Below are 24489 nucleotides of genomic sequence, written 5' to 3'. Positions count from 1 at the left end.
ATACAAATTGAATTAGACCTTTACAATAAATCAAAACAAAATGAAAAAGTCAATTATTATTTTATTTACGTTAGTTGCCACGTCAATGAATGCACAAGAAAACAAGTTAGTACCACAAATTTCTGTTTCCGGAGAAGGAAAAGTAAAAGTTGCTCCCGATCAAGTTGTTATCAATTTAGGTGTTCAAAACACAGGGAACAATGCAGCCGAAGTTAAAAAAATGAACGATGAAACGGTGGATAAAGTGGTGAAATATATCAAAAAATTTGGTATTCCAACTTCCGATTTTCAGACAACAAGTGTGAGTTTATATAAATCGTACGATTATGAAAAAAAGAAACATAATTTTCAAGCGTCACAGTCTATTACCATTACTTTAAAAGATATTAAAAAATATGATGAATTGATGATGGGATTAGTTGATAAGGGAATTAATAATATCAATGGAGTTGAATTTAAGTCATCCAAAATAGAAGAGCATAAAGTCACAGCAAGAAAACAAGCGGTTTTGGACGCGAAGAAAAAAGCCGAAGATTTTGCTTCAGCCTTAAATCAAAAAGTTGGAAAAGCAATTTTGATTACGGATAATTCGCAACCGATGTATCAACCACCAATGTATAGAAATGTAATGATGAAAGCGGAAGGAATGGATTCTTCACAAGAAACGCTTGCCATTGGTGAAATTGAAATTATTACCAATGTGAATGTCAGTTTTCTTTTAGAATAAGTAATAAAAAAATCAAATTTAAAAGCCACGAATTCAATTGATTTCGTGGTTTTTTATTTTAGATTATTCAGAAATTTGTTTTTTCAGGTGTTCACTATCCCAAGCATGGTCAGAAGCCGAAAAATTGATGTGTAAATCATTTTTGAGCAATTGCTCTTGCATTTCGATTTCATCTTTTACGGTAGCCAAATAAGCCATTTTATCATGCCGTTTGGCAGCTAACTTGCGAATAGCCGCTTCATCATATTTGATAAATCGTTGTCCTTGACGAGTGGCGGAATATTTTCGATGCCCCATTTGTGTTAAAGCATCAACACCTAAATGAACAGCAGTATAAAGGGTTTCACGGTATATTTTTTCAACACCATGATCAATTAATTCATATGCATCCACTCTGTTTCGTGCTCTAGTTAAAATGTTTAGATGCGGAAAATGTTTACGCAAAATTTCGACCACGCTTAAATTTACTTCCGGATTATCAATGGCAGCAATAAAAATTTTGGCCTCCTCGGCTCCGGCAGCTTTGAGCAATTCCAAACGGGTGGCATCACCATAGTATACCTTGAATCCCATTTTGCGGAGTAAATCAACCCGGTCTGAATCATGATCTAAAATGGTAGCATTCACACCATTGGCACGTAGCAAGCGACCAATTGTACTACCAAAATGCCCAAAACCGGCAATGATAACCTCATTTTGCTCATCAATCTCATCGTGTTTTCTCTCTTCTTTTTCTTTGACACCAAAATAAGGGTCTATCCACTTTTCATTTATTAACAAAAGAAAAGGAGTTGAAAGCATACTTAATGCAATAATGGCCATTATTTGGTTAGCAAGAACGGTCGGCAAAATATTTAATTGCATCGAGAAACTTAAAATAACAAATCCAAATTCTCCGGCTTGACTTAAACCAAATGAGAAAAGTAAATTTTGGTCACTACTTTTTTTATACACTTTTCCAATACCGAAAAGAACTAAAAATTTCACCGCAGTGAGAATGGCTCCAAATACTAAAATAAATAGCGGGTTTTCAATGATTAATTTAAAATTGATGGACGCACCAACACCAATAAAAAATAAACCAAGTAACAGTCCTTTAAAAGGTGCAATATCACCTTCTAATTCATGTCTGAATTCAGAATTGGCTAGTACCACTCCGGCTAAAAATGCACCTAGAGCAGGGCTTAAGCCTACTAGTTGCATTAAATAAGATACGGCTACAACTAATAATAAAGCAGAAGCTGTAAATAATTCTTGTAGACGTGTTTTGGCTACCATCCTGAGAACCGGAATGATAATAAGTCTTCCGCTAAAATAGACAGCAACAATTGTAAAAACGACTATGAGTGTCTGAATCCAAGCATCAAAATCTGATATCAAAGAAGTATGAATGTTCTCTGTTACCACACTACTTCCTGAAACCATTAACGGAATGATAGCTAAAATCGGAATCACGGCAATATCCTGAAAAAGTAAAACGGCAAAAGAAGATCTTCCCATCGAGGTTTGCGAAAGTCCTTTTTCTTTTAACGTTTGTAAAACAATGGCTGTTGATGAAAGGGATAGGGCCAATGCAATCACCACAGTCGTTTGCCATGACCAATCTAAAAAAAATTGACAAAGTATAAAAATAGCGAAAGCACTTCCGATTAATTGCATGGAACCCATTCCAAGAATAAATTTTCGCATTTTCCAAAATTTGTAAGGATCTAATTCCAATCCGATGAGGAATAGCATCATAACAACACCAAATTCGGCAAAATGCATGATATCTTGTCCTTCTGCACCAATAAAACCGAGCACAAAGGGACCGATAAAAATCCCTGCAAAAAGATATCCAAGTATAGAACTTAACCCTAATTTCTTAGCAATCGGAACACAAACAATGGCCGATGTCAAATAAATGATGGCTTGTATAAAAAATCCGTTATCCATTTATTTTTTGTTTAGTAAACCATTCATTTATATAGAAATGTTCATTGATTTCGTTTGTTTTAATTTCTTTTTTAGTTAAATAGAGTAATAATTCTGCATAGGTATTAGCATGATGTAAAATTTCATCTCTATTCATTTTATGCGTTCCATGTACCACAAACGGTGGTAAATAATTCATTTTACATACCTTAGTGGTTTGGTTGAAGGGTTCTAATAATTCAGGAATCGTGAAACGATCTTTTCCTGAAGCACAATAATTTTCTTTTGCTCCACCTGTTGTAATTACTTGAAATAATGATTTCCCTTTTAATGCATTTCCGTTTTTACCGTATGCCCAATCGTATTCTAAAACCATATCAATCCATTGTTTTAGCAAAGGGGGACAGCTATACCAATACATGGGATGGTGCCATATAATAATATCGTGTTTTTCTAGTAGCGATTGTTCATGTTTTACATTGATGTCAAATTCAGGATATTCTTCATATAAATCGTGAAAAGTAATATGATTGGAAATAGGAATATGACGAACCAATTCCTGATTGACAAAAGATTTTTCAAACAGGGGGTGAGCGAAAAGAATTAAAATTTTGTTTTGTGTCATGCCCTAAAACTACATTTTTTTTTTCAAAAAAAGAAGTTTCAGTGATGCAATTATAAAACTAAATTCCAAGATAGTTTGATGGTGTAATTTGAAGTAATTCTGATTTAATCTGGTCGGAAACATTTAAAGTATGAATAAACTCATGAATCGTTTTTTGATTCATAACCTCATTAGTTCTTGTTAAGCCTTTCAAGGCTTCATAAGGATTTGGATAACCTTCTCTTCGTAAGATAGTTTGAATTGCTTCGGCTACAACAGCCCAGTTTCGCTCTAAATCTTCATCTAGTTTAGATGAATTTAATAACAATTTATCTAATCCTTTCAATGTAGCTTCAAAAGCAATAATTGTGTGTCCAATCGGTACACCAATATTTCGTAAAACAGTACTGTCTGTTAGATCCCGTTGTAATCTAGAAAGAGGTAATTTTGCTGAAAGATGTTCAAATACAGCATTGGCAATTCCTAAATTTCCTTCCGAGTTTTCAAAATCAATAGGATTAACTTTATGCGGCATAGCCGATGAGCCGATTTCTCCGGCTTTAATTTTTTGCTTGAAGTAATCCATTGACACATACGTCCAAATATCTCTATCTAAGTCTATTAGGATAGTATTGATTCGCTTTAAACAATCAAAAAAGGCAGCTATATGATCATAGTGTTCAATTTGTGTAGTTGGAAAAGAATGATGAAGACCTAGTGTTTCTTCTACAAACGAAGTTCCAAATTTTTTCCAATCAATTTGAGGGTAAGCCACATGATGAGCGTTGTAATTTCCGGTAGCACCACCAAATTTTGCAGCAAAAGGAATGTTGAATAACTGACGCATTTGTTCTTCCAAACGTTCTACAAAAACACTAAATTCTTTTCCTAATCGGGTAGGAGAGGCCGGTTGTCCGTGTGTGCGGGCAAGCATTGGAACATCATTCCATTCCTGACTTAAGTCTTTCAATTTAGAAATCACATTGACTAAAAGTGGTAAATATACTTTTTCAAAACTTTCTTTTAACGATAGCGGAATGGCTGTATTATTGATATCTTGCGAGGTTAACCCAAAGTGAATGAACTCTTTATAATTCTCTAAACCTAATTGTTCAAATCCTTTTTTGATAAAATATTCAACAGCTTTTACATCGTGATTGGTAGTTTTTTCAATTTCTTTGATAGATAATGCATCAGCACTTGAAAAGTTACGGTACAAATTTCGCAATTTTTCATATATATTAGTGTCAACCGATTGCAATTGTGGTAACGGGATTTGACAAAGACCAATAAAATATTCAATTTCAACTAAAACCCTATATTTTATTAGAGCTTCTTCAGAAAAATAAGCAGCTAAGGAAACCGTTTTGTTACGGTATCGGCCGTCAATCGGAGAAATGGCATTTAATTCGTTTAAAGCAATCATGCGTTGAGTTGTTGTTGAGTTAGTCTAAAAATTTTGAGCGATTTTTAGATTTGCAAATATAGTCTTTAATGCAAAAAGGTAAAAGAAAATTCGACCGACTATTCATAATTTACAAGATTCCCTAAGCTTTTTAAACGAAAACTAAGGGGTTATTTCAATTTCAGCAATTTTTCTCTTAGTACCATCATTCCTTCGGAACCAGAAAGCGGAATGATTTCTAACGGATTTGCTAATTGAGTTACACTTGCCGGTTTTGGATCGATATAAAAAATGGGTGTTTTCGGTTTGGTGTGGTGTAGAATTCCTGCAGCAGGGTAGACTTGTAATGACGTTCCGATGACAATAAAAATGTCTGCTTTTTCTGCCCATTCAATAGCTTCTTCAATAGCAGGGACATCTTCACCAAACCAAACAATATGAGGCCTCATCTGAAAACCGTTTTTATCTTTGTGTGCAGTTGTTAAGTCATCTTGCCAATCCAAAATATAGTTTTTATCCCTAGTACTGCGAACTTTCAATAATTCGCCATGCAAATGTAAAACCTTTTTACTTCCGGCTTTTTCATGTAAATTATCAACATTTTGGGTGATGATTTGAACATCAAATTCTTTTTCTAATTCAGCTAAAATTGAATGGCCTTTATTTGGGAAAACATCTCGTAATTGTTTGCGTCGTTGGTTGTAAAAGTCAAGTACTAATTCTGGATTATTATTCCAACCTTCCGGCGAAGCTACTTCTAGGATATCATGACCTTCCCACAATCCATCTGCATCACGAAAGGTTTTAATCCCGCTTTCGGCACTAATTCCTGCTCCGCTTAAAACGACTATTTTTTTCATATTAAAAAAGAAACCCTCTCATTTTTGAAAGGGTTCAGGATATATTTTAGACTTTCCCTAACGTATATAACTGTTCTAAGGTTGGACTTGTACTTCCTCCAGCAGGTTCGAGTGTAATTCCAAATGCTTCAGCTTCTACAACGTTGTCAACAGCAAAAATTCGTTTGTTATTGCTTTCAAAATCATCTAATAGACCTATACTCAAAGGTGTGAGTGGATTTAATTTTAAAGCCCATACTTGATAAACGAATCCATCCGGAGGTTCCGGTAAACCAATACCATCTACATATACTGTTTGTGTCTCCTGATTCCAATATATTTTAGCAAAAGCAGTAGGTGATACTTCTTGACCGGCTAAAGGAATGATAGTGTTTTTTGGATCTCGCACTAATGAGAGTGCTTCTTCATTTGTTTTATTTTTTAATTCTAACTCAACAATGGATTCTTGTAGTTTCCCTTTTTCTTTTTCAATATTACCAATTATCTCTTTTTTATCTTCAACTTGTTGGTATAAAAAACTTCCTCCAACTAACAAAGCCACAGCGGCAGCCCATCCAAAATATTGCGTAATTTTTGTTTTAGGTTTCGTTACAGTTTCAGGTTTTAAGTCAACTATTTTGGTTTCATTGCCAAATATTTTCTGTTTGATTTCTTCGTAATTTTTACCGGATAGTCGCGGAGATAAACTTCCGGATATATAAACCATCGCTTTCTCAATTTCTAAAATTTCAGCTTGTATTTCATTATGCTGTTTAGCCATTTTCATGACTTCATCAATTTCTGATTCATTTAAAATTCCATAAACAAACAATTCCAATATTCCAGAATCTATATATTCTTGTGTACTCATATTACTTGTAATAAGTTTCGTAAATCATTAATACAGTTTCTATTTTGAGTTTTGACAGTTCCTAATGGTATTTCAAGCTCGTCTGAAGCTTCTTGTTGTGTAAAACCTTTGAAAAATAATAAGTCGATAATCTTAATACATTTGGGTTTTAATTTTTTTACAAATTCTTGAATGCCAATAGAATCAATTTTATTATTGAGTCGTGAGTTATCGTCAAGTAAATGTACGAAATTATCTGCGGATAGGTTTTTTTTACTGTTGTTATATCCTTTAGAACGAAGTTTATCAATGGAGCTGTTTCGGGCAATATTTACAATCCAAGTATAAAATCTGCCTTTTTCGTCACTGTAAGAATCAATATTTTTCCATATTTTTACAAATACATCTTGTAATACATCTTCGGCTTCTTCGCGGTCATGGACTAAATTACTTATTATTCCGAAGAGACTTTTTGAGTACATGTCATACAAAAGAGTAAATGCTCGATCATCTTTTTTGTAAATCAAGGGCAATAGTTCTTCTTGAGTCATAGCTTAACTTTTGATGTAGCCAAGATAATAACTTAGAATAGAAAAAACAATTTTGTATGGATGAAATGTTAAATTCGCCCGACTATCTGAACTATTTAGAGAGTTTTTTAACCGAAAGCAGAAAGGTTAAATTTTTAGAAGTGTTGCAATCTAGAACTAATCATTTTACAGTTGCTATCGAAGATGTTTATCAAATGCACAATACTAGTGCCGTAATGCGTAGTTGTGATGTGTTTGGATTACAGGAATTACATGTTGTGGAACAAAAATATGGAAAGAAAATAGATGCACAGATTGCCATGGGAGCTCAGAAATGGGTGGATGTCTATCAATACCAATCTAATCAATCTTGTTTAAAAGCATTGAAAAATAAAGGTTATCAAATAGTTGCTACCACTCCTCATTCGGATTCTTGTTTGTTAGCCGACTTTGATATTTCTGTAAAATCAGCCTTCTTTTTTGGAACCGAGCGGGATGGTTTATCTGACGAGATAATGAATCAAGCCGATTGTTTTTTGAAAATTCCTATGGTTGGTTTTACTGAAAGTTTAAATATCTCCGTTGCTGCTGCTATTATTCTTCAGCACCTGACAGATCGTTTACGAAAATCTTCAATTGAATGGAAATTAACTGAAGATGAAATAATTAAAAAGAGAATGGATTGGGCAAAAAAATCAATTAAAAGTATTGATGATATTGAAAAAAGATGGAAAGAAATGACGGTTAAATAAATTATTTTCGTTTCAAAATTTTATATTCTTCGTAGCAGTCATTTATAGCATCCAAAACTTGTAAATCATTGGCGGTTTTAATAAATGATTCAGAATAATTGCAGCGTTCCAAGATTTCAGGAATTTCTTTTTTATCTACACCTAGCATTACGGCTATGGTTTCACGATCGTATTTTGACTCTAAAAGGTTTCTAACCGTATCGTCTTTTTTCATTTCTTTAAGTTTCCTAAGTTCTCGTGGTTTGTTTCCAAAGAAATTATAAAGCATATCGGTAGGATTAAAAATAGAGCCTAAGACACGATTAAATGCATTGGGAGAATATTGTCCTGCCTCGTAGCCGTAATTTAATCCGGAGATTCCATAACGGGGATTTTTATTTATCGGGATTAATTTAGCATCTACTTGTAGGTAGCCTGTTAGGTTATAAGGTGTTAACACAACTTCTTCCAAAGCGATTGCTTTTTCTGTAAGTTTAATTTCGGTGTTTTTAGATTTTAACCAATCATTTGTAACTCGCACTCTAATGGATTGAAAACCAATTAATGAGATGTGGAGTGTATCATTTATTTTTGCATTAATTTCAAAGATACCTTTCGGATCGGTAATTGTCCCTTTGACGGAATTCAAATTAATGATATTTACGTTGGCGAGTGGTTTTGAATCAAGATCATTTAAAACAGTAGCAGTCACTTTGTCTGTTCGGTCAGTTTCCTGAGCGGATAAATGATAAGTGAAGATCAATAAAAAAACTACAAAATATTTCATAGGAAGATTTAACGGTTTAAAAATACTAAATCGCATGAACATATTTTGTAGTTTCACTATAATTATAAGAAAATTAACAAATGCCGTTAACTTCTTCTGGGTCTTCTACTTTTTGCAGCTTCAAATGAACGACTTGCAGGTCTATCACTTTCACTTCTTCTAGGCCTTTCTGAAGAGGAGCCATTATCTCTACGAGACCTGAATCCGCTTTCTTTTCTTTCACTTCGTGAAGAAGTTCTTCTGTCATTTTTACCATCTCGAGTGCCAAATCCTCTATCTCTACCTTTTGAATTTCCGGGATTTCTTCCATTGTGATCTCGTCTGCCTCCACCATCATTTTTAGAAATTTCTACATTTATTCTTCTACCTTCTAATTCCATACCGTTTAAAACACTCATGACTTTTTCGGTATGTTCTGAGTCAGTATTGAAAAATGAAAAACCTTCTTTTACATCTACTTTATAAACATCTTCACGTCCTAAAGCCAAGGTATCGCGTAAGAAATCTTTCAATTGCATCCAATCAAAATTATCTCTTGAGCCTATATTAACAAAGAAACGGGTTGCTCCACTTGTGTTTTCTTTCGAACCCCTATCATCTCTTCTGTCTGAACCGGCACTTTGGGAAGTCAGATCTCTATTCTTTTTGTAATAATTGATAAAACGGTTAAATTCAACGGAAACCATTTTTTTAATTAGCTCTTCCTTAGATAGTCCATCTAAAACTTCATTAATCGCCGGAAGGTAATTGTCAATTTCATGATCTACCTCGGTATCTTTAATTTTAGTAGCTAAGTGTAATAATTGAATTTCACAAATTTCAATACCTGAAGGAATTGTTTTTTCTTGAAATTTTTGTTTTATGATACGTTCAATTGAAGCAATTTTACGTAATTCACTCTTGGTTACAATAACAATGGAAGTTCCTAATTTTCCGGCTCTTCCTGTTCGACCTGAGCGGTGATTATATGTTTCAATTTCATCGGGTAATTGGTAATTGATAACATGAGTAACATTATCTACATCAATTCCTCTAGCGGCTACATCTGTTGCTACTAACATTTGAATCTGACGACCTCTGAATGATTTCATCACACTATCTCGTTGGGCTTGAGATAAGTCTCCATGCAATGCAGCAGCATTATAACCATCTTCAATTAATTTCTCTGCAACATGTTGAGTATCTCTTTTTGTTCTACAAAAAATAACAGAGAAAATATCCGGATTGGCATCTGCTAATCGTTTTAAAGCTTCATAGCGGTCACGAGCATTGACTAAATAAAACTCATGCGAAACGGTTGCTGATCCTGAGTTTTTTGTTCCAACAGTTATCTCAACCGGATCAAACATAAATTTTTTTGCAATACGGGAAACTTCTGCCGGCATGGTAGCAGAGAAAAGCCAAGTGTTTTTTTCATCCGGAGTAGTTGAAAGAATGCTGACAATGTCATCGTAAAATCCCATATTCAACATTTCATCCGCTTCATCCAAAACACAATAATTGATTTGCGAAATATCTACATAACCACGGTTTATCATATCCTGCATTCTTCCGGGAGTTGCTACAATAACTTGTGCACCACGTTTTACCTCTCTGGCTTGTTCAGATATACTCGCACCTCCATATACTGCAACAACATTTATTCCTTTTTCGTATTTAGAATAAAGTTTTAATTCGTTGGTAATTTGCAAACAAAGTTCACGCGTTGGAGATAAGATTAATGCTTGTGTATTTCTGTTATTAGCATCAATTTTTTGAATAAGGGGGAAACCAAATGCTGCAGTTTTTCCTGTTCCAGTTTGAGCTAAGGCAACTAAGTCTGTTTCACTTTCTAATAAAACCGGAATCGCTTTTTCTTGTACTTCAGACGGATTTTCAAATCCAAGGTCTTTAATCGCGAGCAGAAGCGATTCGTTAAGACCTAATTGTTCAAATTTATTCATATCATTTTTTAAATTGGGTGCAAAGGTAGGTTTAAAAAACCATATAAACTAATTAGTTAAGCTATTGATTTTTAATAAGATAAAATTTTCTTATTCGAGTTAAAATTCTGAATTGTATCAATATAATTTTAACAGCTTTCTAAATCAATTCATTTTAATTCAATTTTATTCAGAAAATTGATTAGTTTTTCAACTGCTAAACCACGATGACTAATTTTAGATTTTTCGGTTATTGGCATTTCTGCGAAGGTTTTTGAATATCCGTTAGGAATAAAAATAGGGTCGTAGCCAAACCCTTCTGTACCTCTTTTTTCATTGATAATTTTACCTTTAATTATTCCTTCAAATAAGTGTTGATTTCCATTTAAATTCAAGCAAATCACAGTTTTGAATTGAGCATTTCTGTTTTTTTTATCTGCTAAATTGGTGAGTAATTTATCCATATTGTCATCCGCATTTTTTTGCTCACCGGCATATCGTGCAGAATAAACACCTGGTTCACCGTTTAATGCATCCACCTCTAACCCGGTGTCGTCGGCAAAACAGAAATAACCATATTTTTCGGTAACATGTTTTGCTTTTAGAATGGCATTTCCTTCGATAGTAGACGCTGTTTCGGGAATTTCTTCAAAACAACCAATGTCTTCTAAACTTAAGATAGTAATTTCTTCTAGAAGTAATAATTGAATTTCTTTGATTTTGTTTAGATTATTTGAAGCGAAAACGAATTGCATATATTTTTTTTACAAAAGTATAGTTTTTTAGGTTGCCACTAATTGATTAAATCTCAAAAAGATAGTTGAAAAAGATTAAACTTGAAAGGAAGGAATTAATATATAATTGTAGTTTTAGTTTTTTACAAAAAAATTGAGTAATATCTGTTTTTTTGAGGTATTAACAGGAGGATTAAGTTATTTAATTAGGGTGTTTTTTTGTATTATTGTTTATTTTATTTCTATTTATTTGAGTGTTTAGAAGTGTTTTTTTACTTGAACAAAAGTTAAATACTGCTTTAGAATATAAAATTTGTTTATCATTGTGTGAATTTATGGTTGTTTTTCGTTGTTTATAGAATGCAGACCATCTTAAGCTGAAATGCTTATCCACTAAAAATAAAAATACCACCGCATGAAATACTACTACGAAGCCCCATCGTTTATTGTTTTCTATTTATTTTTATTATTGTTTAGTAGCTATCAAACTCAAGCTCAACTTATTCTTAAAGAGGAAACTTTTAGCAAAAGTCCAATTTAGTTTGAAGACGTACAGGTGGAACCAATTGTGATTTTCTTTCCAATTTTTTAGATTTTCATGTACGTCTTCTTTGAGATATTCGTTAATTACGTGCAATAAATCATCCATTTGGTTGTAAAAAGCCAACAAATCAGCAGTTAGTGAATTTTTAACTTGATTTTCTTCTTCAACATAGTTCTCCAGCATTTTTAAATCCTTTATTTTTAATTGTATAAGGATTGTGCATGCCTACTAAATTGGCACAAACCTCACACGATATGTAATCTTCATTAGTCATTTCTCCAGATAGAATTTTTTTATAAATACTGTCTAAAAAAGTAAAGTTTGTCCTCATTTGATGGATATTTAGTGAATCACTGTACATGTCTTCACTGATTATCTTAAAAATTGACAGTTGTAAATTTTGTTGTTTTTGCTTTTCATTATAATTGTTAATATTTACAGCAATCATTATTCCAATAACAACTAGAATAATTTCTCCTATAGCATATTTTAAGTAGTTGATTATCTTACCTTTTTTGATGTAATTAAAGCGAATTTTTCTAAAAAAATTATTCATTTTCAATTATTTTAACCTTACATACACCAGTTTAATCCCTTTTTTATCAGATTCTCGTTCGTGAATTTCCAATAGATGAGTGAGTGATTTCATTAACGGAGTTAATTTAGAAAAACCAAAATTTCTCGGATCAAATTCCGGTTTTTTCTTCACAATTAAATTGCCAACATCACCCAAAAATGCCCACCCATCATCATCTGCGATATCTTCTATACTTGATTCTATGATATCAATAGTATCTACATCAATTTTAGACATTACTTTATCTTCTTTCTTTTTATCGGTTGAAGTAGTATTGGTTTTTTTCTTTTTGGCACCTTCCAACACTTCAATAAAAATAAATCGATCACAAGCACTAATAAAGGGTTTTGGCGTTTTTTGTTCTCCTATCCCGATTACTTTCATGCCGGATTCTCGCAAACGAGTGGCAAGTCTGGTAAAATCACTATCGCTTGAAACTATACAAAAACCATCTAATTTTCCTGAATATAATAAATCCATAGCATCAATAATTAATGCAGAATCTGATGAATTTTTCCCGGTTGTATAGCTATATTGTTGAATAGGTGTGATGGCATTTTCGAGTAAGACATTCTTCCATCCGTTGGCATTCGGACGTGTCCAATCGGCATAAATCCGTTTGGTGGTAGGTGTTCCGTATTTTGTAATTTCTTCCATCATACCTTTGATATTACTAAACGGAACGTTATCGGCATCAATTAAAACGGCTAATTTTAAATCATTGTCATCGTGTTGACTCATAAAAGCTAATTTAGTAATCAAATATACTGATATATAAACACTTTTAGGTGTACTTTTTTAATTAAATGAATTGAAATATTAGTTACTCATCATTACATCAAAAATATTATGAAAGTAGATATGAAATCATTACTTTTGCGACGTTTTTTAACACATAAAAAGTCATGGTAAAAGATTTATTCGAAAGAATTCAGAACAATAAAGGTCCTTTGGGGAAATGGGCGTCACAAGCTGAAGGGTATTATGTTTTTCCAAAATTGGAAGGAGATTTGGGACCACGAATGCAATTTCACGGAAAAGAAATTTTAAACTGGTCAATTAACGATTATTTAGGTTTAGCAAATCACCCTGAAATCAGAAAAGTAGATGCCGAAGCAGCTCAGCAATGGGGAGCAGCCTATCCGATGGGTGCTCGTATGATGAGTGGACACACAAATTATCATGAACAATTACAAAATGAATTAGCAGAGTTTGTTGGTAAAGAGGCGTGTTATTTATTAAACTTTGGTTACCAAGGAATGGTTTCTACAATCGATGCGTTAGTTACTAAAAACGACGTTATTGTTTATGATGTCGATTCTCACGCTTGTATTATTGATGGTGTTCGTTTACATATGGGTAAACGTTTTACATACAAACACAATGATTTAGAGAGCATTGAAAAAAATATCCAACGTGCTGTTAAAGTGGCAAATGAAAATGGTGGTGGAATCTTGGTGATTACAGAAGGTGTTTTCGGGATGAGAGGACAACAAGGAAAATTAAAAGAAATTGTTGCTTTAAAAGAAAAATATAACTTCCGTTTATTGGTTGATGATGCCCACGGTTTCGGTACTTTAGGTAAAACGGGTGCCGGAGCAGGAGAGGAGCAAGGATGTCAAGACAGTATAGATGTTTATTTTTCAACTTTTGCTAAATCAATGGCTAGTATTGGAGCATTTATTGCCGGAAATAAAGACATTATTGATTATTTAAAATATAATTTGCGTTCTCAAATGTTTGCAAAATCATTACCAATGATTCAAACGATTGGAGCATTAAAACGTTTAGAAATGTTACGTACAATGCCTGAGTTGAAAGATAAACTTTGGGAGAACGTAAATGCATTACAAAATGGTTTAAAAGACAGAGGATTCAATATTGGTGACACAAATACGTGTGTAACACCAGTATATCTTGAAGGTTCTATTCCTGAAGCGATGGTAATGGTAAACGATTTACGTGAAAATTATGGTATTTTCTTGTCGATTGTTGTTTATCCTGTAATTCCAAAGGGAATTATTTTATTACGAATGATTCCAACAGCTTCACATACATTAAAAGATATTGAAGATACTTTAGCTGCTTTTGAGGCTATCCGAGAGAAATTAATAAACGGAACCTATAAGAAAATAGCAGAAGCTAATGTAGTCGATATGGAAAAATAATTTTTTTACTTATAATTAAAAACCACTCTGTAAAAAGAGTGGTTTTTTATATTTATAAATCAATGCGATACGTTCTTCTTTTTCGATCCACAACAGAATTAAAATTTTTCCATAAGTTGTGAATTGCATTATTTTCTTCTAATTCAGGAGTTCGATTGCATTGTGTAATTCCTTTTTCTTTAAAAACCCGGTAATATTCTTTAAAGATAAGTGAGGTTACACCTTTGTTCTGATAATAAGGGTCAATTCCGAGCAGGTAAAATAGTACTTCTTTACTATGTTTTCTAGCCTGTAAAAGATGATAAAAACCAAAGGGGAATAATCGACCGTTTGCTTTTTGTAGTGCTTCAGAAAAACCGGGCATGACTATACTAAAAGCAACCATTTTATCATTTTTATCCATTACAAACAGAATATACTCCGGATTTACATAAGGAATGTATTTCTTTTTAAAATATTCTTTTTGTCTTTCTGAAACTGCTACAAAAGAGGCTAACTTTTCATAACTTTTATTAAACAAATCAAACATTTTATCAACATAGGGTAATATTTCATTCGTTTTGGTAAACGTGATTAATCTTAATTCATATCTTTTTTCAATTAATTCACTTGCCTTAGTAAAGGCATCCGGTTTAACATTAGAAAATGAAAAAATACTTTCGAAATATTCTTTCTCTTTTACAAAACCCAACTGTTCCAAATGTTCTTTATAGTAAGGATAATTATACCAAGTTATCATTGAGCCTAATCGGTCAAAACCTTCTGTTAAAACACCTACTTTGTCTAAGTTTGAAAAACCCATCGGACCTTCAACATATTCCAAGTTGTTTTTTCGTCCCAGCTCGTAGACTTTGTTTAAAAGTGCTTTGGTTACGTTAATGTCATCAATTACATCCCACCAACCAAAACGTACTTTCTTTTTTTGTTGATTATTTACTTCTTCCCAATTAATAATGGCAGCTATTCGACCAACAATTTTATTTTCTTTATAGGCTAGATAAAAATAGGCTTCTGCATTGTCGAATGCCGGATTTTTTTCTTTGTTAAATGTTTCCAATTCATCTGTAATCAATGGGGGTATCCAATACGGATGATTTTTATACAGTGAAAACGGAAATTTAACGTAATCAGTAAGTAGTTTTTTTGAATTTACTTCAATTATTTGTATCATAATTATTCTCCTCCTTCTACTTCATCTTTACGCTTTTTCTCTTTTTTTTCTTTCTTCTTTTTATCTACTCTTTTTCCGCCTTCTTCGTCATTTTCAATTTTAACAGGTTTGTGTTTTTTATCAAATCGCCAAGACAAACCTACACCTCCGTATAAGATATCCGGTGTATCTTTAAAGTTCTTACTTATGGAGGCATCTACCTGTAAATTGTTTTGAAGCAAATAGGCTGCTCCAATTCTAAAAATACTATCTGCGTAATAGTCGCCTTTAATTCCTTGATTTTCAATAAAACCAGACCATTTTGGATTGAATCCTCGTGTCAAGGTCAAGATATATCCCAATGATTTGTAATCGGTTGTAAATTTGTCATAAAATATATTCGTAACCATAACCCAGCGTGTGCCGAAATGATTCTGAGCTATGACCATGATTTTAGGACTCATACTCGGTTCATTCGGATAAGCGTAATCTTCGTTAGCAAATCCAAAATTCATACCTGCATAAACTGCTACGGCCGGAATTAATTGTTTCCATTTAAATTTATGATTAGCCTTCCAACTATATAAATTGGGTTTGTCTTCCCCTTTTTTAAAAGGGTCGTAAACTAAGTATTTAGCCCCTAATGTTGTGGTTCTAAAACCACTTCTGGTAGTTTCAACCAAAGGTGAATAATATTTGTCGTATTGGTATTTTACATTGCCAATAATTTCTAATTGTTCAAATAAAAACCCGTAACGTAGGTCTAAATCAAAACCAAATCCATTTGAATTGTAGCGAGAAAGATTATGATCTTCTCGTATTCCATAGAGACCACTTTCCATTTGAAAAACATTTTTTCCAACCGAAAATGCCGCCATTGAAAGTCCGGGACGGTTAGAATTAATCATGTCCGTGTGTTGGGCAAATAGACTTGAAAAACTTAAGAAAAATGCAATTTGAAGGAGTTGTAGAGACTTTTTCATGGGAGTAATGAGGTTGAATGACTGATTAGAAACCAAAAATAAGACTTTTTATTATTTATTTAAGAATGTTAATTTATTTTTCAGCAACGTAATTCTTATTTTTACCAAAAATATTACTTATGCAAACAGCTTCAGTACCCGGTTTTGTGAGAACCATTTTAATTATTGTTGGTATCTATTATGCATTTAAAATAGTAGCTCGTTTTTTAATGCCAATTGTTTTGAGAAAAATGGTTCAAAAAGCTGAACAGCAGTTTAATCAATCTACACATCATACTCAAAGTTCAAATCAGCAGAAAACCCAGTCAACATCATCCAAATTTGAAAAGCCAAAAGCAAAAAAGCAAGTGGGGGAATATATTGATTACGAAGAAGTGGATTAGTTTGTTTACTTTCGTTTAACTTTACATCGATTTTATAAAAATAAGGCATGAAGTATTTTAAGAGATTTCTTCCCCACTTTTTAGCTTTTTTTGGTTTTGTAATTCTTTCGCTGGTATATTTTTATCCGGTTTTGCAAGGAAAACAAATTGCACAATCCGATATTATTCAATATACCGGAATGGCAAAAGAACAAAACGATTTCAGACAACAAACAGGTGAAGAACCTTTTTGGACAAACGCTGCTTTTGGCGGAATGCCGACCTATCAGTTAGGGGCAAAATACCCGCATAATTATGTAAAATCGTTAGATGGATTTTTGCGTTTTTTGCCTCGTCCAGCAGATTATTTGTTTTTATATTTTCTAAGTTTTTATATTCTTTTATCTGTTTTAAAAGTCGATCCGCTCAAAGCATTTTTTGGTGCTTTAGCGTTTGGATTTTCTACCTATCTCATCATTATTTTAGGAGTAGGGCACAATGCCAAAGCTCATGCAATAGCTTATATGCCAATGGTGGTTGCGGGAGTTTTACTTGTTTTTCAAAAACGATTTATCGTTGGCGGATTGCTTACGATGTTGGCGGCAGCTCTTGAAATACAGGCCAATCATTTTCAAATGACGTATTATTTGTTATTGCTGTTGATTGTGATTTCTGTTTATTACATTTATAAATTAGTTAAAGCGAAAGAGTTCAAAAATATAGGAATTACTTTTGTCGTTTTTATTATTGCAGGTCTTTTTGCTTTGGGGGCTAACGCTACTAATCTATTGGCTACAGCTGAGTATACCGAGTTTAGTACCAGAGGTAAAAACGAATTAACTATAGGTTTAGAAGGTGAAAAATTGGAAAACAAATCGGGGATGACGTATGAGTACATTACCGAATACAGTTACGGAATTGCCGAAAGTTTTAATTTAATTGCCCCACGATTATTTGGTGGTGGAAATGCTGAAAAGCTGGATAAAAAAAGTGCTTTGTACGAAATGTTTATTGGCTTAGGTGCTCCTGAAAATGACGCCTTAGAATATGCCTCTCAAGCACCTACGTATTGGGGAGACCAACCAATTGTTGCAGCACCGGCTTACATAGGAGCCATTGTATTTTTCCTTTTTGTATTGGCCATGTTTGCCGAAAAACGAAAAGTTAAATATACTTTTTTAGTTGGAGCCATTTTTTCATTACTGCTTTCTTGGGGAAAAAATTTCCCGATTCTAACCGATTTTTTTATTGATTATTTTCCGCTGTATAACAAATTTAGAGCGGTTTCTTCTATACAAGTCATCTTAGAATTATGTATGCCGGTTTTAGCGGTTTTGGGGTTGTATTCGTTCTTTAAATTAGAAAAAGAAGAACAATGGAAAGCACTTTGGAAATCTTCGGCAATAGCGATTGGAATTTTTGCATTACTATTTGTTTTGAAAGGAATGTTTGACTTTTCTTCTGAAAGTGATGCCTATTATAAACAAGTATATCGTGAAATTGGAGAACCTTTTGTGAAAGCATTAATAGATGATAGGAGAGCCATGTACACTTCCGATCTGCTTCGTTCGATGGGATTGATTTTAGCAGTTTTTGCTCTTTTTTGGTTGTTTACAAAAGAAAAGCTTACGCAAACAATAACTGTTACCTTAGTTGGAACATTGATGGTTTTGGATTTATATGTTATAGATAAAAATTATGTAAACGCTGATGATTTTGTTAATGCAAGACAAGTGAGTGAACCTTTTCAACCTACTGAAGCTGATTTACAAATTTTAGCAGACAAAGATCTAAATTTCCGTGTTTTTGAACCTAGTCAGCAGATGGCTGGGGCTAGAACATCGTATTTTCATAAAGCGATTGGAGGATACAGTGCGGTTAAACCGCAACGTATGCAACAATTATACGATTATCAAATTGCCAACAATAACATTCAGGTGTTGAATATGTTGAATGTAAAATATGTTATTCAAACAACCGATGAGGGTAGACCTATTCCACTTCAAAATCCTAATGCTAATGGTAATGCATGGTTTGTGAGTAATGTCAAAGTTGTTCAAAATGCGGATGAGGAAATGCGTGCTTTAGATAGTTTAAATACTAAAAATGAAGCGGTTGTTGAAAAAGAATTTATGAAAAAAGTGAGTGTACAATCGTTTGTAAAAGATAGTTTAGCAATAATAAAATTAGAAGAATACAAACCGAATTATCTTAAATATACATCGCAAAACACAAATAAAGGTTTAGCAGTTTTCTCCGAGATTTATTATCCAAAAGGATGGAAGATCACTATTGATGGGAAAGAAGCTGAACAAATCAGAGCAAATTATGTTTTAAGAGCATTAGAAATTCCGGCAGGAAAACACATTATAGAATTCAAATTTGAACCGGAAGTGGTTAAAACCGGAAGTTCAATAGCTTTATTTAGTTCCATTGGAATGTTATTGCTTTTAGCAGGTGGAATTTATTTTGAAATAAAGAAAAAAGAATAAATAATAGATTTTCATATAATTAATGTAGTATGAAAGAACCTGAAATAAATAAAGAAAAAATTGAAGAAAGAGAGGCTAAAAGAATTGCTGAAATTAAAAAGCTTTCTTATGCTCAACGACTTGAAAATTTCTTAAAGTTATTAGAAATTTCTTATGCTTTAAAGAATGCACCTAAAGTTTATCCAAATAAAAAATGATTGAAGAAATAATAAATATTTGGAAAGTTTTTGAAGTAAATAATGTAAAATACATTACGATTGGAGGTTTTGCAGTAAATATTTATGGTTATTCAAGAAATACTGGTGATTTGGATATTTTGATTGAAGACTCATTAGAAAATAGAAAAAATTTAAGAAAAGCTTTTATTGAAATTGGAATTGGAGATTTTGAATCAATAGAAACTATGCAATTTATTCCAGGTTGGTCAGATTTCACTTTATTTTTTGGTTTGCGTCTAGATGTTATGACTTCAATCAAAGGTTTAGAAAATGTACCTTTTGAAGAATTGTTAGAAAAGGCAACTAAAGTTATAATGGGAAATGTTGCTGTAAATTTTATTGATTACGATAACCTAATTATCGCAAAAAAAGCAACGAATCGATTAAAGGATCAATTAGATTTAGAGGAATTAAATAAAATCAATAATCCGAATAAAGAGTAACATTTTTTACTTTTCAGACTACAATACAAAAAACTTTAACCAAGAATAAACTGAAACCAGAAGCACAAAAAATTTTAATCATTACCTACTATTGGCCACCAGCCGGCGGTCCCGGTGTACAACGTTGGCTAAAATTTGTCAAATATTTACCGGACTTTGGTTTTGAACCACATGTTTACATTCCAGAAAATCCAACCTATCCAATTGTTGACGTAAAGTTGATAAACGAAGTTTCTGATGAAGCAATCATTATCAAAAATAAAATCAAAGAGCCGTATCGTTGGGCTTCTTTTTTATCAAAAAGTGATACAAAAAAAATTAGTTCCGGAATCATCCCAAGTAAAAAGAAACAATCGATGATTGAGAAAATAATGCTATGGATTCGCGGCAATTTTTTTATTCCGGATGCACGCGTTTTATGGGTGAAACCTTCGGTAGCTTTTTTGAAAGATTATATTGAAAAACATCAAATAGAAACAATTATTACAACCGGACCACCCCACAGTTTGCATTTAATTGGTTTACATTTGAAAAAACAATGCAACATAAAATGGATTGCAGACTTTCGTGATCCGTGGACAACCATTGGCTATCACAAAGAATTGATGCTCAATGAGAAATCAGAAAAAAAACACAAAGAATTAGAAAAAATTATTCTCAATTCTGCCGATAAAATCATTGTAACCAGTCCAACAACAAAAGGTGAATTTTCCAAATTAACGTCAAAACCAATCGAAGTAATTACAAATGGCTATGATGTTGAAAAAGTGATTAAAACCGAATTAGATAAGAAATTTTCTATCGCTCACATCGGCTCGTTTTTATCCGATAGAAACCCGAGAATTTTATGGAAAGCTTTAAAAGAATTAATCAAAGAGAACGCCGACTTTGCTGCCGATTTTCAATTGAAACTGATTGGAAAAGTAAGTGAAGATGTATTAGATACCATAGATGAATTCAAGTTAGGTAAATTTGTTACTAATTTAGGGTATGTTTCACATGACGAAGCTGTCTCACACCAAAGAAGTTCACAAGTTTTGCTGTTAATTGAAATTAATGCGGAAGAAACCCGTTGCATTATTCCCGGAAAATTATTTGAATACATGGTTTCCGAACGTCCTATTATTGCCATCGGACCAAAAGCCTCTGATTTCGAAGGTATATTAAAAGAAACGAATACGGGGCAGTTTTTTACCTACTATGAAAAAGCTCAACTTAAAGAAACAATATTAGCTCATTATCAGCTCTACAAAGAAAATAACTTGAAGGTTTATCCTGTTGGCTTACAATATTATAGCAGAAAAAGTCTAACAGAAAAATTAGTAATAACTTGTTTGACTAATAACTAATCACTATTCACAAAAAAATGGGCATCGTACTCAATCAATCCATCAAAAACACCATCATTACCTTTATCGGTTTTACTATTGGTGCAACAAATGCATTGTTTATGTACACGCATTTTTTGGGAGAAGATTATTATGGATTAACCGCATTTTTACTTTCCTCAGCCAATATTATGATGCCGCTAATGGCGTTTGGAATTCAAAATACATTAGTAAAATTTTATTCCGAACATAAATCTGAAGATGAAAAATCTCGTTTTCTAAATTTAGTTTTAGTATTACCTTTTGTGATAATTATTCCTATTTTTTTGATTTTGTTTTTATTTTATGGAGAAACAGCGATGTTACTTTCCAAAAAAAATCCAATTATTCATAATTACGTTTGGATAATTCCTGTTATCGGATTGTTCATGGGCTATTTTGAGATTTTTTATGCATGGGTCAAAGTACATTTAAAATCGGTTTTTGGCAATTTTGTAAAAGAAGTATTACTTCGTGTATTCATCAGTATTTTTCTTTTTGCTGTTTATTTTGATTGGATTAGCAACATTCAGTTTATATACAGTTTGGTGTTTATTTATTTTACGATGATGGTTATTATGGGATTAGTGGCTTTTTCTGTTCGAAAACCGCAATTTCATTTGAAGTTTCCTAAGGAAAAAAGAGAAGTAATTGTGTATTCTGCCTTTATCATATTTTCCTCCAGCATTGCAGTACTTTTATTGGATATTGATAAGTTTATGATTGGGCAATACATTCCAATTAATGAAGCGGCTTATTATTCGGTGGCGATTTTTATTGCGTTAACGATTTCCGTTCCCATGCGGGCCATGCACCAAATTACGCATCCAATTACTTCTGATTTAATGATAAGAAAAAGATACGATGAGCTCAATGATTTATATAAAAAAGCAGCCATCACCTTGCAAGTGATTGGTGGATTTATTATGTTAGGAATTTTAACAAACATTCACCAAGTCTATGCATTATTACCCGAAAAATATAGTGGTGGAGTAGCAGTGGTGTTTTTAATTTCTTTTTCTAAATTTTTTGATTTGATGTTAGGAAATAATAATTCTATTATTTTTAATTCAAAGTATTATCGCACTGTTTTATTGTTGGGGTTGTGTTTGGTTATTTTAACCGTAACATTGAACATCTTTTTTATTCCTAAATTTGGTATTGAAGGAGCTGCTATTGCCACTTTTATTTCAATTGGTTTATATAGTTTAGCAAAATTACTTTTTGTGGTTTTTAAAATGAATTTATTTCCGTTTACCAAAAAAACAATTGTGTCATTGGGAATTATTGCCATTACTTTTATTGTCTTTTATTTTTGGAATTTTTCCTTTCATCCCGTTGCGAATATTTTGCTTAAATCGATTTTAGTTACATTATTCTATTGGGTTTTAAATTATAAGTTCATGGTTTCGGAGGATGTAAACAAGATGATGGACAACATTCTGCTTAAAATATCGGGTAAATAGGGTTGTTGAGTTTTCATTACAGAATTCGTTTGTATTGAAGATAGATGCGGATAGCCTTATTCGCTGGGTTTAAAAAAAACTAGATGAATTTAGAAGTCAGAATTTAGAAAATTGAAGAAAGAGAAAAGAATAAAGAAAATAACAAAAAAGAGAAAGCCCTGCTACTTGTAGATATTCGCAGGACTTTCATCAACCAAACTTAACCAAACTTCTAACCAATTATTTATTTTTTTCTTCTACTACTGTTTGTGCTCCATCTGTTTTATAATAGTAGTTACTGTTGTCGTTATAGGTATACCCACTTGTGTAGTAAGAATTATTACCATAATAAGAAGTATGAGCATAACCATAATTTCCTCTTGTAAAATTCACTTGACCTATCGTACGGATTAACATTCCTCTACTGTTATATACCATTTGCATACCTCCGATTTGAGTAAGTGCAAAACGATTGTATCGCATAAAGACAGATCCGATTCTACTCACGCGGTTTCTGCTGTCATAGTTAATGAAAGTATTTCCAACGCGACGTACTCTACCAAAACTATCATGTTCAATTCTAACTCCGTAATTTACAGCTACTGTGGTGTTACCTCGGGTGCCTCCTCTGCGGTAGAAGATGCCACCTTGACTATCTTGCGGACGTGTATTAAAATCGAAATCTCCGTTTAAGAATACATAGAACTCGATGCCTCGTTCCATGAAAATAATTGGTTCTGCTTCCATATAATGATTTGCAGAAGTCACATTTCTTTCAAAATCAGAAAAAGTTGCTTTTTCTGTTGCTAAAGCCAAACTTCCAACCAGTAAGTTTGTGGCTACTAAGAGGGTAATTTTTTTCATGACACATTCGATTTAAACTTTTTGCTTACTCTTAAGTTTTTCAGCTTTCACTAAAAAACTGATTTGTTTCAGTTTCTTGTTTTGTTATTTTCAATTGCTGTGCCAAAAATGTATTTTGTGTTGTGAATGAGTTGTTAATGATTTTTAAGTGGTTGATATTTAGTCTTTTGTGATTAATTTTCTATTGTTTCAAAACAATATCTTTTACAGTAATATTTATTTTGACATTATCATATTCAACTAAATTCCAAGTAGAAGTTTCACCTAATGTATTTTTATAAATGTAAGATTGAACTAAATAATTTTGTCTTGGGTTAAAATTTTTATTCCCTTCATAAAGATGATGGATAGACCATCTAAAATTTGAGAATTTATTTGATTCAAAATGAATAACCTCTAATTCATATGTGCGAAAAGGTTTTTTTCTTTTTTTATTCTTATAGCTATTTATAATTAACTTAGATTTTAAAGAGTCAATAGGAGTTTCAATATATTCGAATTCATGTTGGTAAACTGAATTATTTGAATTAAATCTTTTGGAGTTAATATAATTAAAAATTAATTGATTTTCTTCCTTTTCATTAATTACATCAATATCAAAATAATGAAAATAATTGTTTTTTTGGTCCATAATCCAGCCGCTAAGTTTCCCTTCAGAATTATAATATAGTTTTAAGATATATTCTTCGCTCAAACTATTTGAATAAACAATTGATTCAAATGTTCTATCAGAATCTGCGGTTTTATATTTAGTTACAAAATCAAAGGAATAATTTTGAGAATAAACTTGCGTCAAAAAAAGTAATAAAAAATAGATATAAATTTTCATGAAA

Annotated in this window: 25 protein-coding genes; 9 read left to right on the top strand and 16 right to left on the bottom strand. The window is 32.4% G+C overall.

Features of this window, described 5'->3' with window-relative positions:
- Positions 1-40 precede the first annotated feature (40 nt).
- Entirely contained in the window at positions 41-727 is a 687-nt protein-coding gene (locus R2782_RS01110) for an SIMPL domain-containing protein (RefSeq protein ID WP_371266214.1), read from the top strand.
- A gap of 63 nt (positions 728-790) precedes the next feature.
- Here the strand turns inward: R2782_RS01110 and R2782_RS01105 are convergent, their stop codons facing one another.
- The 6 genes from R2782_RS01105 to R2782_RS01080 all read right to left on the bottom strand — a co-directional run bounded on the left by R2782_RS01105 (position 791) and on the right by R2782_RS01080 (position 6890).
- Positions 791-2662 carry a monovalent cation:proton antiporter-2 (CPA2) family protein gene (locus tag R2782_RS01105; protein WP_371266213.1) on the bottom strand — a complete coding sequence of 624 codons (1872 nt, stop codon included), beginning with the start codon at positions 2660-2662 and terminating at the stop codon, positions 791-793.
- On the bottom strand, positions 2655-3266 hold the full coding sequence (locus tag R2782_RS01100) for an NAD(P)H-dependent oxidoreductase (RefSeq protein ID WP_371266212.1): 612 nt from the start codon (positions 3264-3266) through the stop codon (positions 2655-2657). The genes R2782_RS01105 and R2782_RS01100 overlap by 8 nt, the downstream gene beginning before the upstream one ends.
- A 58-nt stretch (positions 3267-3324) precedes the next feature.
- Complete coding sequence (gene purB, locus R2782_RS01095) at positions 3325-4671, bottom strand: adenylosuccinate lyase (protein ID WP_371266211.1); 1347 nt, start codon at positions 4669-4671, stop codon at positions 3325-3327.
- A 149-nt stretch (positions 4672-4820) separates the two neighbouring features.
- Positions 4821-5510: an NAD-dependent deacylase gene (locus tag R2782_RS01090; RefSeq protein ID WP_371266210.1), complete on the bottom strand. Its 690-nt coding sequence runs from the start codon at positions 5508-5510 to the stop codon at positions 4821-4823.
- 46 nt (positions 5511-5556) lie between these two features.
- Complete coding sequence (locus R2782_RS01085; protein ID WP_371266209.1) at positions 5557-6360, bottom strand: anti-sigma factor domain-containing protein; 804 nt, start codon at positions 6358-6360, stop codon at positions 5557-5559.
- Positions 6357-6890, bottom strand: a complete 534-nt coding sequence (locus R2782_RS01080; protein WP_371266208.1) for an RNA polymerase sigma factor — start codon at positions 6888-6890, stop codon at positions 6357-6359. Before R2782_RS01080 ends, R2782_RS01085 begins: the two co-directional genes overlap by 4 nt.
- 56 nt (positions 6891-6946) lie before the next feature.
- Between R2782_RS01080 and R2782_RS01075 the strand changes: the two genes are divergently transcribed.
- A complete protein-coding gene (locus tag R2782_RS01075) occupies positions 6947-7621 on the top strand; it encodes a TrmH family RNA methyltransferase (RefSeq protein ID WP_371266207.1) in 675 nt (224 codons plus the stop codon).
- Position 7622: 1 nt separating this feature from the next.
- Here the strand turns inward: R2782_RS01075 and R2782_RS01070 are convergent, their stop codons facing one another.
- The 6 genes from R2782_RS01070 to R2782_RS01045 form a co-directional block, all read right to left on the bottom strand.
- Positions 7623-8387, bottom strand: a complete 765-nt coding sequence (locus tag R2782_RS01070; RefSeq protein ID WP_371266206.1) for a carboxypeptidase-like regulatory domain-containing protein — start codon at positions 8385-8387, stop codon at positions 7623-7625.
- An 86-nt stretch (positions 8388-8473) separates the two neighbouring features.
- Positions 8474-10330 carry a DEAD/DEAH box helicase gene (locus R2782_RS01065; RefSeq protein WP_371266205.1) on the bottom strand — a complete coding sequence of 619 codons (1857 nt, stop codon included), beginning with the start codon at positions 10328-10330 and terminating at the stop codon, positions 8474-8476.
- Between the two features lie 149 nt (positions 10331-10479).
- A complete protein-coding gene (locus R2782_RS01060; RefSeq protein ID WP_371266204.1) occupies positions 10480-11064 on the bottom strand; it encodes a non-canonical purine NTP diphosphatase in 585 nt (194 codons plus the stop codon).
- 445 nt (positions 11065-11509) lie between these two features.
- Positions 11510-11770, bottom strand: coding sequence for a hypothetical protein (locus R2782_RS01055; RefSeq protein WP_371266203.1), 261 nt, complete (start codon positions 11768-11770; stop codon positions 11510-11512).
- Positions 11751-12143 carry a DUF6090 family protein gene (locus R2782_RS01050; RefSeq protein ID WP_371266202.1) on the bottom strand — a complete coding sequence of 131 codons (393 nt, stop codon included), beginning with the start codon at positions 12141-12143 and terminating at the stop codon, positions 11751-11753. Before R2782_RS01050 ends, R2782_RS01055 begins: the two co-directional genes overlap by 20 nt.
- A gap of 6 nt (positions 12144-12149) precedes the next feature.
- Positions 12150-12905, bottom strand: coding sequence for an NYN domain-containing protein (locus R2782_RS01045; RefSeq protein ID WP_371266201.1), 756 nt, complete (start codon positions 12903-12905; stop codon positions 12150-12152).
- Between the two features lie 164 nt (positions 12906-13069).
- Here R2782_RS01045 and R2782_RS01040 point away from each other — a divergent pair, with 164 nt between their 5' ends.
- Entirely contained in the window at positions 13070-14332 is a 1263-nt protein-coding gene (locus tag R2782_RS01040) for an aminotransferase class I/II-fold pyridoxal phosphate-dependent enzyme (protein ID WP_371266200.1), read from the top strand.
- Between the two features lie 52 nt (positions 14333-14384).
- Here R2782_RS01040 and R2782_RS01035 read toward each other — a convergent pair whose 3' ends face one another.
- Both R2782_RS01035 and R2782_RS01030 read right to left on the bottom strand, forming a co-directional pair.
- Positions 14385-15503, bottom strand: coding sequence for a GTP cyclohydrolase (locus tag R2782_RS01035; protein WP_371266199.1), 1119 nt, complete (start codon positions 15501-15503; stop codon positions 14385-14387).
- Between the two features lie 2 nt (positions 15504-15505).
- On the bottom strand, positions 15506-16465 hold the full coding sequence (locus R2782_RS01030) for a transporter (protein WP_371266198.1): 960 nt from the start codon (positions 16463-16465) through the stop codon (positions 15506-15508).
- 119 nt (positions 16466-16584) lie between these two features.
- Here R2782_RS01030 and R2782_RS01025 point away from each other — a divergent pair, with 119 nt between their 5' ends.
- Genes R2782_RS01025 through R2782_RS01000 form a run of 6 tightly spaced genes read left to right on the top strand, consistent with a single transcriptional unit; the run spans position 16585 to position 22813 of the window.
- The gene (locus R2782_RS01025) at positions 16585-16848 is read left to right on the top strand and encodes a DUF4834 family protein (protein ID WP_371266197.1); all 264 of its coding nucleotides are present in this window, start codon (positions 16585-16587) and stop codon (positions 16846-16848) included.
- A 47-nt stretch (positions 16849-16895) separates the two neighbouring features.
- Positions 16896-19319, top strand: a complete 2424-nt coding sequence (locus R2782_RS01020; protein WP_371266196.1) for a YfhO family protein — start codon at positions 16896-16898, stop codon at positions 19317-19319.
- A gap of 29 nt (positions 19320-19348) precedes the next feature.
- Positions 19349-19516 (top strand): hypothetical protein, encoded by a 168-nt coding sequence (locus R2782_RS01015; RefSeq protein WP_371266195.1) that lies wholly within the window; start codon positions 19349-19351, stop codon positions 19514-19516.
- Positions 19513-19980, top strand: a complete 468-nt coding sequence (locus tag R2782_RS01010) for a hypothetical protein (RefSeq protein ID WP_371266194.1) — start codon at positions 19513-19515, stop codon at positions 19978-19980. The genes R2782_RS01015 and R2782_RS01010 overlap by 4 nt, the downstream gene beginning before the upstream one ends.
- A 50-nt stretch (positions 19981-20030) precedes the next feature.
- Entirely contained in the window at positions 20031-21329 is a 1299-nt protein-coding gene (locus R2782_RS01005; protein WP_371266584.1) for a glycosyltransferase family 4 protein, read from the top strand.
- 17 nt (positions 21330-21346) lie between these two features.
- On the top strand, positions 21347-22813 hold the full coding sequence (locus tag R2782_RS01000) for an oligosaccharide flippase family protein (RefSeq protein ID WP_371266193.1): 1467 nt from the start codon (positions 21347-21349) through the stop codon (positions 22811-22813).
- 219 nt (positions 22814-23032) lie between these two features.
- On the opposite strand, the gene R2782_RS00995 is transcribed toward R2782_RS01000, so the two are convergent.
- Together R2782_RS00995 and R2782_RS00990 are read right to left on the bottom strand one after the other, a co-directional pair.
- Positions 23033-23656, bottom strand: a complete 624-nt coding sequence (locus tag R2782_RS00995) for a hypothetical protein (protein ID WP_371266192.1) — start codon at positions 23654-23656, stop codon at positions 23033-23035.
- 181 nt (positions 23657-23837) lie between these two features.
- The gene (locus R2782_RS00990; protein ID WP_371266191.1) at positions 23838-24485 is read right to left on the bottom strand and encodes a hypothetical protein; all 648 of its coding nucleotides are present in this window, start codon (positions 24483-24485) and stop codon (positions 23838-23840) included.
- Positions 24486-24489: the final 4 nt, after the last annotated feature.

This window comes from Flavobacterium sp. (genome assembly GCF_041392085.1).
Lineage (GTDB): Bacteria > Bacteroidota > Bacteroidia > Flavobacteriales > Flavobacteriaceae > Flavobacterium.
This window is presented reverse-complemented; position numbering and strand designations above follow the sequence as displayed.